The sequence below is a fragment of the Nostoc sp. genome (assembly GCF_036917975.1).
Lineage (GTDB): Bacteria > Cyanobacteriota > Cyanobacteriia > Cyanobacteriales > Nostocaceae > Nostoc.
In genome coordinates, this window is record NZ_JBALEJ010000009.1 from 56,589 (window position 1) to 72,949 (window position 16,361).

Consider the following 16,361-nt stretch of genomic DNA (forward strand, 5'->3'; position numbering starts at 1 on the left):
GTCGCGGGAAGGGGGAAAATTCAAAGTCTCTCTCCTTTTAGGAGAGAGATTTAGAGAGAGGTTTTCCAGATGCCGTGAAAAGTCAGACCTCTAATGCACTGTTCCATATTTAAATTGCATTCAACTGGGCGCTCCTGTTGCCCACCCCACAAGAGTTATGCTTAGTTCGATTTGTAAGTTAGATGTTTTTAGCTTATCTATCTTTGCTGGAAGCGAGTCGATTTAACCGTGGGGTATTCAGAAGGCAGAAGTACGAAGGCAGGAGGCTCAGTTGGAACCCACGTTTAAAAACGTGGGATTGAAGCAAGGACGCTTTGTATCTCGTGGCACTTTCCGCTCGATACAATTCTTTTTTTTAACTGGGCAATAACCCAGAACTAAAGTTTTTATTAATACTTCTTTCCTTCTGCCTTCTGCCTTCTGCCCTCTGCCTTTCTTGTAATTACTGATTACGTAAATTTACGGAGTATGACTTTAGGCAGAATCATCAATTAGGAATCATGTTAACTTACAGTTAGATCCCCGATTTCTCTAATAAATCGGGGATCTTATTGTTCGTGAATGATTGAAGTCTGCTATAGACTAGGCAAGTCTCAAGCATTACTTTGATGAACTCAAAGCTAAACCTAAACACATTACTATTTGTTCTCAAGTTTTAGCAGATAATTTCAGACAACAATTTAGCCTTCTTTGATTATTTTCAAGAAATAAAATCCATCAAACTTACTTTTCAAGAAAACAGTAAATATACTGTTGCAATTATATGAGTTAGTTAGAGCTTCTAACTATTGCAACCATTAGCCAAAACACTATACAGCAGGGAACAGAGAATAGGGAACAGAAAACAGATTTGAAAGTCTCTTGGTATATGGCTTTTTTATTAAACTTTGTGCCTCATTTACCTGAAATCTGCTGTATGTCTTTTTTGTTTCTAAGCGATGAATTTTCTCAAAATCAGGCTATTTGTCAGGAAAGTGAGATATTTGTACTGAGGGATTTATAAAAACTTATTTAATAAAATCTTTTGTATATATATACTTGTCGTTAAGAAGTATTAAGAAATTCTTATTAAAATATATTGCAATACCTTGATTTAATTGCTAACGTGTGTATGACAACGATGCTGATGAACGCTCGGATCTAGGAGAAATAAAATCTATGAGCTATACCTATTCAGCCAAGTATGTTAGGCTTTGACGGGTTCAAAACGAGAAATTTCTGCCTCATATAGACAACTATGAGTAGATTGCAGATTAACCAAGAAATGTCTCATTGCTTAAAGGCTTAGTTTCAGTTTGATTTCAATTGTGATTGATTATTTGTCTTACTTTGTGCCGACAAGCAAGTAGCTCTTGCTTGTGTGTATTGGTAATAACGAAGAGTTTGGTAAGACTTAAATTTTAGAGGATAAAACCAATGGAGATTCAAGGTAAAGTTGCCCTAATTACAGGGGCTTCGCGTGGAATTGGACGAGCGATCGCCATCGAACTAGCGCAACAAGGCATCAAGCGGATGATATTGGTAGCACGCGATCGCCGCAAGTTATTGGAGGTAGCTAGCGAAATCGAGGCGATGGGTACGGAAGCTGCGATCGTGGCCTTAGATTTGACTCAAACAATTGAAGTAAATATCGCTGTTGCCCAACTATGGCGCAATTACGGACAGATTCACCTGCTGGTTAATTGTGCGGGAGTCGCATACCAAAGCTCATTTTTGCAATCTAAAATGCCCCAAGTTCAAGAAGAACTCTCTGTGAACTTGTTAGGAATGTACAACCTCACTAGTTTGATTGCTCGACGTATGGCCAGCCAAAGACAAGGGACAATTGTCAATGTATCGAGCCTGATGGGGAAAGTGGCTGCACCAACGATGGCGACATACTCAGCAACCAAGTTTGCCATCTTAGGATTTACCCAAGCCTTGCGCCAAGAATTAGCTGAACACAATATTCGCGTCATTGCATTACTGCCTTCTCTGACAGATACAGACATGGTGCGCGACTTAAAATTATTTCGCTGGGTGATCCCCATGACTCCGCAGCAAGTGGCTAAAGCACTCGTCACCGGAATGCGAAATGATTCACCAGAAATTTTAGTCGGATGGCAAAGTCATTTAGCCGTGTTGTGTCAACGCCTCGCCCCTTGGTTGTTAGAGCTAATTTTACGAATAGCAACACCGCCAGCACCAAGAAGACAACGGCTGATTGAAAAACTGATCCCTTCGCGTATCTCGTAGGGAAGGGGAGACACCGAGGCGATTTTAGATTTTAGATTTTAGATTTTGGATTTTGGATTTTGGAATAAAGTTGTAGATCAGAAATTGCTGTGCGATCGCATAATTAGACATACCTTGTTTCGGAGCAACCAGAAATGCTTTCCTTCCCCACAACTCTGACTCCTTTGCCCGAAATCATTGATGGCTTGCCAAATATTTCTGGTTGGGAAACAGAGGTTCTCTCTGTGGTTAACCAAGATCGACCAGTCTTTTTACCAACAACGAATATCCGCTTAGAAGACGTAAATGCTGTGTTTGCGATCGCTTTGCACATGCACCAGCCAACTATACCTGCTGGAAATGGCGGTACACTGATCAGCAATCTGCAATATATGTTTGAACATCCCCATGAAGGCGATAACCATAATGCAGATCCTTTTGCCCATTGTTACAGCCGTATGGGTGACTTGATCCCCGAATTGGTAAATCAAGGTTGCAATCCGCGTGTAATGTTGGATTACTCTGGTAATCTTCTCTGGGGACTGCGGCAAATGGGACGCGGTGATGTTCTGGATAATCTTAAACGGATTACTGGGGATCGCACCTATCAACCTTATGTAGAATGGCTGGGTACAACGTGGAGCCATGCAGTTATTCCTTCCACACCCATAGCAGATATTAAATTACAGATTGTTGCATGGCAACATCACTTTGCGGCAATTTTTGGCTGGGAAGCACTAGCGCGAGTCAAAGGATTTTCGCCGCCAGAAATGCACCTACCAAATCACCCTGATGCTCTCTTTGAATTTGTGAAAGCGCTGAAAGAATGTGGATATCGCTGGCTACTTGTTCAAGAACATTCTGTAGAAACTCTTACTGGTCAATCTCTCACTCATAAACATTTACCACATCGTCTGATTGCCCGCAATTCTCAAGGTGAAACAATTAGTATCACAGCTTTAATTAAAACCCAAGGTTCGGATACTAAATTAGTTGCACAAATGCAGCCTTATTATGAAGCGAAAACATTATCCAAACAACAAATTGGGAGTGTATTTGTACCACCAATAGTTAGCCAAATTGGTGATGGCGAAAATGGCGGCGTGATGATGAATGAATTTCCTAGCGCTTTTAAACAAGCTTGGGGGGATATGGTAAATAATGGCGGAGGAAAATCAGGTGTTGTTGGGGTGTGTGGTACAGAGTATTTAGAATTAATCGAAGCTGCTGGATGCAAACCTGAAGATTATCCAACTTGTCAACCAGTGGGACAATATCAAATTTGGGAGCGAGTTTCACCGGATAATAATCAACCGGAAGCTGTAGAGAATGCGATTCAAGAATTAAAGCAAACAAACTCTAATTTTCATCTGGATGGAGCCTCTTGGACAAATCATATCAGTTGGGTAAAAGGATATGAAAATGTGTTGTCTCCGATGTATCAGTTAAGTAGTTTATTCCATCAAAAGTTTGATCCATTGCTGCAAACTGACTCAGCAGAAGCTATCACGAAACAGTCTCAATACCGTAACGTTCTTCTACATAACCTTTTGCTGCAAACCAGTTGTTTTCGTTATTGGGGACAAGGTGCTTGGACTGATTACGCGCGGGAAATTTACCAACGTGGCGAAAATTTATTGCAGATGAATTAGACATCTCCGAAAAAGAATTGTTTTGACGTAGCACTGCTACCTCTCTATAAGGGTTCTGGGTAACACATATTTAATTTCTGGAGATGTCCATTGAACTAAGGACTGGGGATTGGGGACTGGGGAGATAAAAAGTCAGGTGAATTGAGATTTAGTGCAAGTAAGTGGGAAATCTAAGTGTAGGTTGCTGGGTGCTGAGATCCAAATTGGATCAGCTATCTGGTCTTTAAACTTACAATGAGGTAGTTGTGTTTCGAGTTGTTGTTGGCCATAGCGACGATCCTGATTCTCAAAATGCGATCGCTGAAGTTATTCAAGAATGTAGCCGTTCTCTTGCTGGTTCGCTTCCCCAAGCTGGAATTTTATTCACTGCTATAGATTTTGACCATGCGTTAATTTTGCAACGCATCCAAGATGCTTTTCCCGGAATTGAGTTGATTGGTGGAACGACAAATGGAGAAATCTCTTCAATTCTGGAGTTTCAGCAAGATTCTCTGACCTTAATGCTGTTTGCTAGCGATGAAGTGGAAATTCACTCAGGTATTGGCCGAGGAGTATCCAAAAATCCAGCCCTTGCAGCCCAAGAAGCGATCGCCCAAGCTAACGCAAAGAGTGCATCTGTACCCCAATTGTGCCTTACCTTCCCCGATAGTCTAACCAGCAATGGGGTTTTAATTTTAGAAGCTTTAAAACAAAGCCTGGGAGAACATATTCCCATCATTGGCGGAATGACTGCCGATGACTATACCTTTGACAAAACCTACCAATTCTTCCAAGGTGAAGTATTGAGTGATTCAGTTCCAGTGCTGCTATTCTCTGGAAAACTACTATTTTCTCACGGAGTTGCCTGTGGTTGGACTCCCATTAGTCAACGTAGCCGTGTAACGAAAGTGGATGGCAACGTCGTCTATGAAATTGATGGGCAGCGTGCATTAGATTTCTATCGGCATTATCTCGGTGAAGAAAGATTTGCATCCAATTATGCCATCTATGCTCTGGCAGTTTTTGAGGATCAAAATCATTTCTATTTACGGGCACCCAATGGCTACGATCAACAGTCTGGTAGCATGAAGTTCTTCTTAGATATTCCTGAACAGGCAGTTGTGCAAATCACTGATGCGACTCGTGACAATATTCTGTCCGCATCTGAAACATCTTTGAAGAATGCTCTTGCCGATTATCCTGGTGTGGAACCAACAGCAGCATTACTTATTTCCTGTGCAGCCCGTCGGCGAATTCTGGGAACTATGACAAGACTTGAATATCAGCTTGTCAGAACTCATTTACCAAAGGCATTACCTTGTTGTGGTTTTTATGCTTATGGTGAAATTGCTCCTTTAGTGGGTGGAGGTCAAACCCAAATTCATAACAAAACGTTTGTAACACTGTTAGTAGGGACAAAATGAGTAGTGTATGGATAACCAAGACAATTCCATACAAATCCAAGAGTTGGAAAAAACAAACCGCATCTTGCGGAAAAAGCTGGAACGCAGCGAAAATGAACGCCGCCAGCTAGAAATTGACATTGAAACAAAAGAGTTTTTACTTAAGAAAGTCATTTGTGAGTTAGAAGACTCTCAAAGAAACTTGCAGCAAAGAGGCCAAGAGTTAGAAAATACCTTAGATAGTTTGCATAAAATGCAGGCTCAAATAATTCAAAGCGAAAAGATGTCTGCCCTTGGTCAAATGGTGGCTGGGATTGCTCATGAAATCAACAATCCGGTTAGCTTTATTTATGGAAATCTCAGCTATATCAGCCAATACACCCATGACTTATTGCGACTTGTCCAACTTTATCACCGTTACGTCCCCAACCCACCTGCTGAAATTCAGACCGAACGCAAAACCATCGATTTAGAGTTTCTAGAAAAAGACGCAATTATGGTATTGCACTCAATGAATATCGGGACGGAGCGGATTCGAGAGATTGTGCTGTCACTGCGTAACTTCTCGCGCCTAGATGAGACTGAGTGCAAAGCGGTGGATATTCATGAAGGCATCGATAATACTTTGATGATTTTGCAGCATCGCCTGAAAGCCACTGATAAAAGCCCAGGGGTTCAAATTATCAGAGAATACGGCAATTTATGTCATGTAGAGTGCTACGCTGGACAGCTAAACCAAGTGTTTATGAATATTCTAGTAAATGCGCTCGATGCCCTCGAAGAATTCAATACCAAACGAACTTATCAAGAAATCCGGGATAATCCCAGTCGCATCATGATTCGTACCTCTGTCGTTGATTTGCAATGGGTAAAAATTGCGATCGCAGACAATGGCTCTGGAATTCCTGAATCGATTCAAAAACAGATTTTCAACCCCTTCTTCACAACCAAACCTGTTGGAAAGGGGACAGGAATGGGCATGGCTATCAGCTATCAAATCATCACCGAAAAACATCGCGGTAAGTTAGAATTTTTTTCGATACCTGGAAAAGGAACGGAGTTTGTGATTCAAATTCCTATCCAGCAGGAAGGTTGCCCAGTAATCTAACACAACTTTAATTCGTAATTCGTAATGGGCTACGCCCTGTTCCGCTAAGGGACTGACAAATAAAAAAATATCCAATTAACTCTTGTGGGGTGGGCGTCTCGCCCGCCCTATGGACTGGGCGCTCATGTTGCCCACCCCACAATATTGGATAATTTATATTTCTTGGAATTCCCTAACGTAATTCGTAATTATTAATTCGTAATCAATCAAACTAAAGGCAATAAAATTTCAAATTTTGTACCTATACCAATCTGTGAATGAAAATTCAGTTTACCGCCATGTCTCACAGTGATAATTCGATAACTTACTGCTAAACTAGTATTTTTACCATTCTTTGTATCAAGAGAAAAAGACTCTGTAATTTGCTGTTGTAATTCTTCAGACATTCCAGAACCATTGTCTGCAATACGAATTAAAATCCAGCGAGAATCTGGTGCATCTGGATTACTTGCTTCTTGTGATATCACTTCTGTGGTAATCTCAATTCGAGGTTTTTGGACAGTCTTTGTCTCTTCTAAATTTAACTGCTGTCGCACTGCTTCATTGAGTAAAGTATCAACAACTTCGCTTAAAATATTCATCAAAACCTGGTTTAACTGCCCCATAAAGCAATAGACTGGGGGCAATTGACCGTAGTATTTGACGATTTCAATTTCTCCTTGAAGACGACTATTAATTAATAATATTATACTATCTATACAGGCATGTAAGTCTACTGGCTTGGGGAAAAGTTCATCTATATGACAGAAGTTTTGCAAGCTAGTAACGAGCTTTTTTAATCTTTCCGCTCCTGTGCGAATACTAGCAAGCGATCGCGACAAATCTTGCTCTAAAAAATCAAACTCAATCTCTTCTTTAATCTGATCAATTGCCGGAGAAACTGATGGTAACTCTCGATTGTAAGCTGCTATGAGTTTGAGTAAATCTTGACTGTAGTTTGAAACATAAATTATGTTACCCCAAATAAAACCCACTGGGTCTAAAATTTCGTGGGCTACGCCGTCTACCAAACGCCCCAAATTGGCCATTTTATCATTTTGAATCATTTGGGCTTGACTGCGTTCATACCGAATCAGATTGTCAATTCCCCGAATTTGCCAAGAAATAATATTTAATTCTTGGACATCTAACAATCTATAAGCACCAGATTGCGTTTGGACTACAATTGGTTCTGCTAATAATTCTGGCGATCGCTTTAAGCTAAGTTGCATTGTTGTTAAAATGGATGTTGTATCAGCAACTAGCAAAATCGGTGTCCGCGCATAGCTGTAGAGAACAGCTAATGATTGCTGAACAAATAACTCTTGTCCGAATGGGCGAATCAAAAATTCGAGCAATCGCCGCCGCGAAATCATCCCAATGAACTCTCCCTGTTCTACCAAAATTATTCCTGGTAGCAAGGGATATTTTTCCAAAAAACTAGCCACTTCTATACCAGTGTGGCTGATTTCCACCGAGAAGTTATACATTGGTAGCTCTTGGAGGCTTGAATCTAAATCAAGATCGCGATCGCTACCAAGAGACAAAAATGGCGGTGAAATTTGGCGACTGAATTCTTCTGGCACTAGACACCCTAATTTTTTAACAGACAGGTAAACAATAAGTTAATATTTTACATTCTGCCACCCGCAAAATCCGGTTTCAGTTTACGTATCTAACAATACAAGTTGTTTGTCAAGCTGAAAATCGTTCTCAAGCGATTAGAAGTAATTGGCGTGCGATTTATAATCTGGGTGGAGAATATTTAGAAAGCGATGTCTACGACGGGCTACGCCTACGCAAGCTAAACTAAAAATAATCTTTACGAAGAGTGCAAAGGTAGCGTTATGACCTCTGTAACCAATCCACCCAACGCTCTCACTCCTTTTCCCTTCCCGGATCATACTCAACTTCCTGAGTCCGATGGTACTTTTGTGAAAAATTGGCAAGAGCATCCCCAAAGCATCCTACTAACTGACTCAATTACACCCATCCTTAAGCAATTAAATCCTGAAGATGAATACTGTATAGGGCAAGACTTAGGTATTTACTGGCGCTTGACTGATCCCCCGGAAAAAGGCGCAGAAGCACCAGATTGGTTTTATGTACCGAATGTACCATTTTTGCTCAATGGGCAAACGCGACGTTCTTATGTGTTGTGGCGAGAGTTTATTGCCCCGTTGATTGTTTTAGAATTTGTCTCTGGGGACGGTAGTGAAGAACGGGATCAAACTCCTTTGAAGGGTAAATTTTGGATTTATGAGCAAGTCATTCGTCCTCCCTTCTACGGCATTTATGAAGCGAGTAAAGCCAACCTAGAAGTTTATCATCTGATTGAAGGACGGTATCAGATATTATCAGCAAATGAACGAGGACATTATCCTATAGTTGCTTTGGGTGTTGAATTAGGTTTATGGCTAGGAGTTTATCAGAATGTGGAATTACCCTGGCTGCGTTGGTGGGATTTAGAAGGCAATTTGTTGTTGAGTGGCGATGAAAGAGCCGAACAGGAATCCCAAAGAGCAGAACAGGAACGCCAAAGAGCCGATCGCCTAGCTGCCCAATTGCGATCGCTCGGCATTGAACCAGAAACCTGATATACTAAGCCGTTGCGCCTCTAATTTGCACTAATATTTTTCCAATATGATTGTGGGGTGGGCATCTTGCCCGCCCTGATCGCGAATTACGAATTAAAAAAGGGCTGGTGTAAAAGAGTCATCTGTGGCTTAATTTGTTTAGACACAAATTTTACTGCTACCAGGGTAATTACGATGACAAATAGACCTCCTTCCGAACCGGAGTCATCTCAAAAAACTGCCCTTGGCTTTGATGAATTTATAGCCATTTTGATTGCCTTCACCACTATCGGAGCGATTCTTTTTTGGTCATTGTCCCGCAGAGATTCTAGCTGGAACTTAAACGGGCTACTCTTGCCTTCTGGCACACCATCTTCTAGTATTCAACCAAATCAAGTATTGCCCTCTCCTACTGCCAAAGTAGAACCTTATGTAGTCCCCCGCAACGTTCCCTATTCTCCACCGGAGGCTGTTGTTGAACCCACCACACCTTCATTTCCAAAGAACAGCACAACTCCTTGGGGCACAGCATTACCATCTGTTCTGGTAATCCCGACTCCATCTTCACAAGCACAGACACCTGTATCTCCTTCAACAGGAATTGAGTCATCAATTAAATCATCAGCTTTGCCTTTAGTCACTCCAGCAAAACCAAAATCAATCATTCCGCCGCCAATTGCATTTAACGATGTGCCCGATAACTTTTGGAGTCGGCGTTTTATAGACGTTCTTTCTGCCCGTGGAATTCTCAAAGGGTTTCCTGATTATTCTTTTAGACCAAATCAGCCTGTAAACCGCGCTGAATTTGCTGCCATACTAGAAAAAGCCTTTGACCAAGAACCGTCTAAGACTGCGATCGCATTTAAAGATGTACCAACAAAATTCTGGGCAACTCCAGCAATTGACCAAGCCATCAGCGCCGGATTTCTCAAAGGCTACCCGAAGAAAACCTTCAAACCACAACAAAATATTTCACGAGTACAAGTTTTAGTTGCCCTTGTTAGTGGGTTAAATTTGAAAGCCCCCACTTCCCCGAATCAGATTATCAGTGTGTATAAAGATGCTAAAGATATTCCACCTTATGCTATAGCTAAAATAGCCACCGCTACAACCAATGGTCTGGTAGTTAACTATCCAAATCCCCAAATCCTCGATCCCAACAAAGTAGCTAGTCGGGCAGAAGTGGCGGCGATGATTCATCAAGCTTTAGTAAAACGGGGCAAATTGGAGGCAATTACATCTCCGAATATAGTGCGTAGGTCTAGCCCAACCCAGGCATCGCCCAAAATATCTCCAGAACTTTCCCAGACCCCAAAAGCGAACCCAAAGAGTAAATTGCCCACTGGAGGCTCGTCTCAACAATAATTCGTAATAATCGCCTCCGGCGAGAAGCAAGCTACGTAATTCGTAATTAAAGCAAGGGAAGAAGGAGCGAGTTCTATACGAATTGTTAATAAACTGAGTGGGGCATTTTAAGAGAAGCCTGAATGCCGTAAATCGGCATTCAGGCTTCGCTAATTTGGAATTAGGGCGTACTCTTACACAAAAGTAAGCTACGCGTGGAGTCTCATAGAGAAGCGATAATTAGATATTAAGCTTCTGGAATTTGTTTACCGACAACTTGTGATTTAAGAGTGGTGATTTCACTAGTTAACTCTTTCCTGGTTGAAGCTTTGAGTAAATAGCGGTAAACAAACCAGGCAGAGTAACCAATACCAATCAACTCGAAAGTAGGTGCTACCAAAGGAATATCATTCAAAGCATCTAATACTGCTAAGAGAACTTTAACGGCAACAATTGATCCCACAATTAAACCAACTGTTACCAGGGGTTGCTTATATTGATTAAAGAAGCCTCCCACATATTCTGGCAATGTTGCTAAAAAGGTAGAAATTTGCTCCCCGTATTTTAGCCATTCGTCTTGAGACTGTGCGGGAGGCTGAAGTTTGGTGATAGTTCCCGTTTGGGTGTTGATCTCTGCCACTGTAGTGTCTTTGGATGCGGTTTCGGTAAATTCTTGTTCTGGCATTTTCACTCCTATTAATTTGACAGTTGAGTTTTTCTAATCTGGATAATTACAACCAAAAGGGTGTTGATTAGGTAATGCACAAGTGCATCAGTACAATTCGGTGAAGGGCACAAAAGGGTTTTAGTGTCCTATAACCATAATTGCCCCTTAATATCTACTGCATCAACTACAAGGTAGATAGTCAGTAGGAGGATAGAACTTAGAAGGCAGTAGGATGTATTACAATCAACTTCCTGAGTTCTATTTTTTGGAATCAACTGGAATCCTCAAGTTGTGATTATCCCATTCCGTGTCATTTGCTCATAATCGTACTAAATCTAAGTACAAATCATGCAAAAATAAGTCCACCTCTCATTTGTATAAGCCTAGAAGCCGATTTTATCTGATATTAAAGCTATCTTAAGCCGCATTCGTCAATTAACCCATTCGTATTGATATTAATACGTAATAAAAGTTTTTATGTATTCATATAGACTAGACATTTGAACTATTTTATGATATGCGTGCCTGGGTAGAAAAGCATAGGAGGAGGCAAGAAATAACTAAACCTCATCTATCTTGAAACCTAGAGTTTTTTAAAAGATATATTTATGTAGGTTGGGTGGAGTGAAACGCAACCCAACATTACCACCAAATTTTATGTTGGGTTACGCGATCGCTGCACCCAACCTACAAAACTATGGTTCTCAAGGTAGACGAGGTTTAACGTCCAATGCCCAATGCCCAACAATTATCAAACTTTTGTTTTTTTCCTGATTGTATTAATTTTATAAGGAAGCAGTAAGGTAGAGTAATGGCGTAGGTGATGGCAAAAACTCATTGCTATCAACCAGCATATTGAGGAAAGTAGTATGGTAAGGAGAACACACTCTCAGACAGGTCTTTAGTGCAGAAAACGATATCGTTGCTCCTGACAAAATTAAATTCTGTTTGTCATAGCAATTTTACTTAGTAAAGAAGCTGCAAAAAATACTCGTACAGCATAAGGTTATGCTAATTATCTAGTAAGCAATGATTTTCTATTGCGATAAAAGAAGATAATGTAGATGTTAATGACTAATTGAAGTGTTTGCACCAGCTAGGCTAATTTGATTATTTTTGTGGGAAGGCAAGGAGGTTTGAGACATGCCAACTCAAAAGCCAACCCCTATTGACGGCAGTTCAGAAAGCAAAAAAGTGTCAGCCGAAGAGCAATCGACAGACGAACTCCCAACTATAGAATTTCCCTCACGAGGGAAACTCAAAGCTAGTTCTTGGCGCATCCATCAAAAAATTGGCTATGGGTACTTTGTAGCGATCGGAATTGGCTTTTTTGGCTCACTGACTGGGTTAGTGATTGCTAATTACTACCGGGGAAGGGAAGTTAGACAATTCAATCAAGCTTATGAACAAGGACAATTACTGAGTAATTATAAAGATGCAGTAGTCGGGGCACAGTTACATAGTTCTAACCTAGTCGCTGTATTAGAAAATTCGCAACAACTGCAAAGCAAAAAAGCTGATTTTCTGAAGAATGTTGAAAAAGCCCAGCAACTAGAGTCAAAAATTGGCGGATTTATCGATAGTAAGCCTAAAAGACTAGCAGCAACAAGTTCGACTTTACAGACGTTATTGCTAGATTATAAGAATAATTTAAAAGCCTACGTTGACCAAATAGAAGTAGTATTACAGAAAATCGACTCCAAAAAAGTTCAGTCTCAGCAGATTGACTCTGCGCGATCGCAGTTATTGTCAATTATGCGTGGTGAAACAGCCATGCGGCTAGAGCAGCTTTCGCAAAACTTAACTAACATCCTGCAAACTGCTGAAGATCAAGAGCAAGAAAGGCAAAAAGCCGTTGAGCAAGCGAGAATAGTTGAGCGATTCATCGTGATCTTGAGTATGCTGGTTTCGGTAGCGATCGCAGCCATTGTCGCTTGGCGTACCAGTCGAGCGATCGCAGAACCAGTCATCACTGTAACCCAAGTAGCTGAACAAGTTGCCAGGAAACATAATTTCGATTTACGAGCGCCCGTTACCACTGAAGATGAAATTGGGCTACTCGCAAAATCTCTAAATCGTTTGATTGAGCGAGTATCTGAGCGAACAAAAGAGCTACAACAAGCTAAAGAACTAGCCGAAGCTGCTAGCAAGGCAAAAAGCGTATTTTTAGCCAATGTCAGCCACGAATTACGCACACCATTAAATGCTGTCATTGGTTTAAGCCAACTTCTAGAAGACGACGCTACCGATCTTGGTTTATCGGCAGACTTTATCACAGACTTAGAAACAATTAACGCTGCTGGTAAGCATCTACTGCACCTGATTAACGACATTCTCGACTTGTCAAAAATTGAAGCGGGGAAAATGACCCTCTATCCAGAGACATTCGAGATTGCAACGCTGATTCATAATGTTGTCCTCACAGTCAAACCAGCTATCGAAAAAAATGCCAATGTTTTAGAAGTAAATTTTGACGAGCAACTTGGCACCATGTACGCCGATCAAACTAGAATGCGGCAGGTATTGTTAAACTTACTCAGCAACGCCAGTAAATTCACTACAAACGGCAAGGTGACGCTGACAGTCAACAGAGAAAAGGATGAAGTACGATTGGATGCTCCTTTGGGTATGATTACTTTTACCGTGACCGACACAGGTATAGGTATGTCTCACCGTCAACAGCAGCAGTTATTTCAACCTTTTACCCAAGGTGATCCCTCGACTACGAAAAAGTATGGAGGTACGGGACTGGGGTTAGCAATTAGCCGCTACTTTTGCCAGATGATGGGTGGTGAAATTATTGTCAAAAGTCAACCAGGAGTTGGCTCTACTTTTACTATTCGTCTGCCAATGACTGTGCAGGATTGAATTGGGTATGGGGCAATTCAATTTTGGATTTTGGATTGACGATTTTGGATTAACGTGAGTTCGACAAGTTTTATTTGACTTTTTCATTGCTCCTCCCTCTCCGAAACGGAGAGGTTCATCGAACTCACGTTGGATTAAATTTCAATCTAAAATCCAAAATCTAAAATCTAAAATTCTCACTCTCCCTCATCTAGCAATCCTCCACCGAATTAAGTAATAATAGTTACTCTCCCTGTATCTAAATCGTAACGACCGCCGACAATTTTCAATTTGCCGGACTTTACCTGCTCAGTTAAAAGTTGCGATCGCTTCAACCGTTCAATTTGATATTGCACATTTGCCACCACAGCATTTTCAACCGCATCACCTGGCTGATTCTTGACCTTTTTCAGAGCTGGCTTAATTGCCTGAACAAAAGTACTAATATCACCAGGTAATGATTCCTTTTTTACAGCGGCGGTAACAGCCCCACAACGCTCATGCCCCATTACCATCAGCAACGGAGAGCCTAATAAGACAACCGCATATTCAATACTGCCGATCGCTTCATGTGTGGCAATATTTCCGGCAATCCGCACATCAAAAATGTCCCCAATACCTTGATCAAAAACAATTTCTGCGGGTACTCGTGAATCCGCACAACTGAGAATAGTTGCAAATGGATGTTGAGCTTGAGCAACTTCCTGCAACCGCAGCGCAGATTGATCGGGGTATTGGGGATGATGATCAATAAATCGCTGATTTCCCTCAATCAGCTTTTGTAAGGCTGCATCGGGACTGAGGGATTCAGGGGAAGTTGAGGGAATTTCGGCAGCTTTCGCCTGTTCTACCCGCCAGAGTAAATCGCTGGCAGTTAGCATCATTCCAAAGGCTCCGGTCATTCCTAACTTCAAAAAGTCACGACGTTCTATGAAATGCTTCATTGATTTATAACTCTCTTACATCGACGCTACACATCTGACAGAGCGAATTTCCATGACATCGGAAACGTAACAAGTACCTCCGAATTTATTCAGGAGTGGTCTGATATTTTCGACAACACGCTTGAGTTCTTCTGGCATACAAAATGCGAGGATGTAAACATTATCAAGCATGGTCATGTCTAAATCTTCTGTCGTTCCTCGTAATCCTTTACCAACAACATTTCTAATGACGGCATGGCTATGTACACCGGACTTGTCTAAACTATCTAAAATTTTGGCAAGTTCAAAGGAGTTGGCGATAATTTCTATCTTTTTAACTACGTGCATATTATTACCTCCAGAATAGGTTAATTCCGTATAGATATAGCGGAATTCCCACAATAATATTGAACGGAAATGTGACTGCTAGAGCGGTAGAAACATATAGGCTGGGATTTGCTTCGGGAACAGTCATCCGCATCGCCGCAGGCACAGCAATGTAAGAAGCGCTGGCACACAATACAGCGAATAACAGCGAATTTCCCGGAGGCATACCGATGAATTTGGCGATCGCTAACCCAATGCCTGCATTGAGTATTGGAATTAGTATGGCAAATAAAATCAGGAAAACTCCGGTTTTTTGCAAGTCTTTAATTCTTCTCGCAGCTACCAGTCCCATATCTAGTAAAAAGAAGGTGAGAATGCCATAAAACAACCCTTGAGCAAAGGGTTCTAATACGTGCCAACCACGTTCTCCTGTCAAGACACCGATTAAGAGGCTACCAACTAGTAGAAAAACTGAACTATTAAGAAATGCTTCTTGCAAAACTTCCGACCAAGCAAACTCTCGCTTTTCATCGGCGGTGAATATACTTACCAAAATCAGACCAACAATGATCGCCGGAGATTCCATCAGGGCAAGAGCTGCTACCATGTAACCATCATACTGAATACCAAGCTCAGTGAGAAAAGCGCCGGCAGTGATGAAAGTGACGGCACTGATAGAACCGTAGGTTGCTGCGATCGCCGCAGCATCGTAAGTATCCAGTTTCCACTTCAGAATAAAAAAGGTGTAAATTGGCACAAAACAAGCCATCAACATTGCTGCCAGGAGTGTTAGAATCACTTCCTGATTCAGCCCGCTTTTGATTAGTTCTACCCCTCCTTTAAAACCAATTGCAAACAGCAAATACAACGAAAGGAGTTTGGGTACTGGTGGGGGAATTTCCAAATCAGACTTGACAAAAACAGCAGTCATGCCTAAAAAGAAAAACAGAATTGGCGGATTCAAAATGTTGGATACAATTAAGCTAAAATCCATATCCACCCCTCTTTATACTGGTAAAACCTGCAATTAAAGAAATTTTTCATCTTTAAAAATTTAACGGTTCAATGATGATGTATCGTGTATTGTTACCTAATGTCAATTGGTTACTCAAGGAGTGAATAGTCCGATTGGTGACTATACTCTCAGTTAGGTATTACAGCGTTTTTCAAGCAAATAAACCACGGGCTAGGTAACATTGACGTATCCCTACGAAAATCTGTGGTTCAATTAACTGAAAATAGCTGTAAGCTCTGTTGACAACTGAACAAGTGAGAGTTTGCCCACCATGTTTTGATGTTTGATTCCCCGTCGCTGATTTTACGACACAACGCGCAGGAATAA

At 41.3% G+C, this 16,361-nt stretch carries 13 protein-coding genes; 8 read left to right on the forward strand and 5 right to left on the reverse strand.

Translation table 11 applies throughout. From position 1 onward, the window contains the following. The first annotated feature begins 1,416 nt into the window (after positions 1-1,416). The 4 genes from V7K76_RS02660 to V7K76_RS02675 all read left to right on the forward strand — a co-directional run bounded on the left by V7K76_RS02660 (position 1,417) and on the right by V7K76_RS02675 (position 6,356). Positions 1,417-2,235, forward strand: a complete 819-nt coding sequence (locus V7K76_RS02660; RefSeq protein WP_334780620.1) for an SDR family NAD(P)-dependent oxidoreductase — start codon at positions 1,417-1,419, stop codon at positions 2,233-2,235. A gap of 134 nt (positions 2,236-2,369) precedes the next feature. Continuing rightward, positions 2,370-3,866 (forward strand): glycosyl hydrolase family 57, encoded by a 1,497-nt coding sequence (locus tag V7K76_RS02665; RefSeq protein WP_334951727.1) that lies wholly within the window; start codon positions 2,370-2,372, stop codon positions 3,864-3,866. A gap of 245 nt (positions 3,867-4,111) precedes the next feature. After that, positions 4,112-5,269, forward strand: coding sequence for an FIST signal transduction protein (locus V7K76_RS02670; protein WP_335029657.1), 1,158 nt, complete (start codon positions 4,112-4,114; stop codon positions 5,267-5,269). Between the two features lie 7 nt (positions 5,270-5,276). Further along, a complete protein-coding gene (locus V7K76_RS02675; protein WP_334951723.1) occupies positions 5,277-6,356 on the forward strand; it encodes a sensor histidine kinase in 1,080 nt (359 codons plus the stop codon). A 206-nt stretch (positions 6,357-6,562) separates the two neighbouring features. Here the strand turns inward: V7K76_RS02675 and V7K76_RS02680 are convergent, their stop codons facing one another. After that, positions 6,563-7,921 carry a sensor histidine kinase gene (locus tag V7K76_RS02680; RefSeq protein ID WP_334780616.1) on the reverse strand — a complete coding sequence of 453 codons (1,359 nt, stop codon included), beginning with the start codon at positions 7,919-7,921 and terminating at the stop codon, positions 6,563-6,565. A 261-nt stretch (positions 7,922-8,182) separates the two neighbouring features. On the opposite strand from V7K76_RS02680, the gene V7K76_RS02685 reads away from it, so the two are divergent. Together V7K76_RS02685 and V7K76_RS02690 are read left to right on the forward strand one after the other, a co-directional pair. After that, positions 8,183-8,932, forward strand: a complete 750-nt coding sequence (locus V7K76_RS02685) for a Uma2 family endonuclease (protein ID WP_334780615.1) — start codon at positions 8,183-8,185, stop codon at positions 8,930-8,932. Positions 8,933-9,106: 174 nt separating this feature from the next. Next, a complete protein-coding gene (locus V7K76_RS02690; RefSeq protein ID WP_334780614.1) occupies positions 9,107-10,276 on the forward strand; it encodes an S-layer homology domain-containing protein in 1,170 nt (389 codons plus the stop codon). 226 nt (positions 10,277-10,502) lie between these two features. Here V7K76_RS02690 and V7K76_RS02695 read toward each other — a convergent pair whose 3' ends face one another. Then, a complete protein-coding gene (locus tag V7K76_RS02695) occupies positions 10,503-10,940 on the reverse strand; it encodes a CAAD domain-containing protein (RefSeq protein ID WP_334780613.1) in 438 nt (145 codons plus the stop codon). A 606-nt stretch (positions 10,941-11,546) separates the two neighbouring features. Between V7K76_RS02695 and V7K76_RS02700 the strand changes: the two genes are divergently transcribed. Both V7K76_RS02700 and V7K76_RS02705 read left to right on the forward strand, forming a co-directional pair. Beyond that, positions 11,547-11,696: a hypothetical protein gene (locus V7K76_RS02700; RefSeq protein ID WP_334780612.1), complete on the forward strand. Its 150-nt coding sequence runs from the start codon at positions 11,547-11,549 to the stop codon at positions 11,694-11,696. A gap of 369 nt (positions 11,697-12,065) precedes the next feature. Then, positions 12,066-13,790: a sensor histidine kinase gene (locus V7K76_RS02705; protein WP_334780611.1), complete on the forward strand. Its 1,725-nt coding sequence runs from the start codon at positions 12,066-12,068 to the stop codon at positions 13,788-13,790. A gap of 209 nt (positions 13,791-13,999) precedes the next feature. Here V7K76_RS02705 and V7K76_RS02710 read toward each other — a convergent pair whose 3' ends face one another. From V7K76_RS02710 to V7K76_RS02720, 3 genes are read right to left on the reverse strand one after another with little or no spacing between them, the layout of a single operon-like run. Continuing rightward, positions 14,000-14,713: a carbonic anhydrase gene (locus V7K76_RS02710; RefSeq protein WP_334780610.1), complete on the reverse strand. Its 714-nt coding sequence runs from the start codon at positions 14,711-14,713 to the stop codon at positions 14,000-14,002. A 15-nt stretch (positions 14,714-14,728) separates the two neighbouring features. Beyond that, entirely contained in the window at positions 14,729-15,040 is a 312-nt protein-coding gene (locus V7K76_RS02715; protein ID WP_334780609.1) for a P-II family nitrogen regulator, read from the reverse strand. Between the two features lie 4 nt (positions 15,041-15,044). Then, the gene (locus V7K76_RS02720; RefSeq protein ID WP_334705803.1) at positions 15,045-16,013 is read right to left on the reverse strand and encodes a sodium-dependent bicarbonate transport family permease; all 969 of its coding nucleotides are present in this window, start codon (positions 16,011-16,013) and stop codon (positions 15,045-15,047) included. Positions 16,014-16,361 lie beyond the last annotated feature (348 nt).

What these genes read in the sequence shown, in the direction of transcription:
- V7K76_RS02685 (WP_334780615.1), top strand. Translation starts at nt 8,183, where the DNA reads ATGACCTCTGTAACCAATCCACCCAACGCTCTCACTCCTTTTCCCTTC.
- V7K76_RS02695 (WP_334780613.1), bottom strand. Translation starts at nt 10,940, where the DNA reads ATGCCAGAACAAGAATTTACCGAAACCGCATCCAAAGACACTACAGTG.
- V7K76_RS02690 (WP_334780614.1), top strand. Translation starts at nt 9,107, where the DNA reads ATGACAAATAGACCTCCTTCCGAACCGGAGTCATCTCAAAAAACTGCC.
- V7K76_RS02665 (WP_334951727.1), top strand. Translation starts at nt 2,370, where the DNA reads ATGCTTTCCTTCCCCACAACTCTGACTCCTTTGCCCGAAATCATTGAT.
- V7K76_RS02675 (WP_334951723.1), top strand. Translation starts at nt 5,277, where the DNA reads ATGGATAACCAAGACAATTCCATACAAATCCAAGAGTTGGAAAAAACA.
- V7K76_RS02715 (WP_334780609.1), bottom strand. Translation starts at nt 15,040, where the DNA reads ATGCACGTAGTTAAAAAGATAGAAATTATCGCCAACTCCTTTGAACTT.
- V7K76_RS02720 (WP_334705803.1), bottom strand. Translation starts at nt 16,013, where the DNA reads ATGGATTTTAGCTTAATTGTATCCAACATTTTGAATCCGCCAATTCTG.
- V7K76_RS02660 (WP_334780620.1), top strand. Translation starts at nt 1,417, where the DNA reads ATGGAGATTCAAGGTAAAGTTGCCCTAATTACAGGGGCTTCGCGTGGA.
- V7K76_RS02710 (WP_334780610.1), bottom strand. Translation starts at nt 14,713, where the DNA reads ATGAAGCATTTCATAGAACGTCGTGACTTTTTGAAGTTAGGAATGACC.
- V7K76_RS02705 (WP_334780611.1), top strand. Translation starts at nt 12,066, where the DNA reads ATGCCAACTCAAAAGCCAACCCCTATTGACGGCAGTTCAGAAAGCAAA.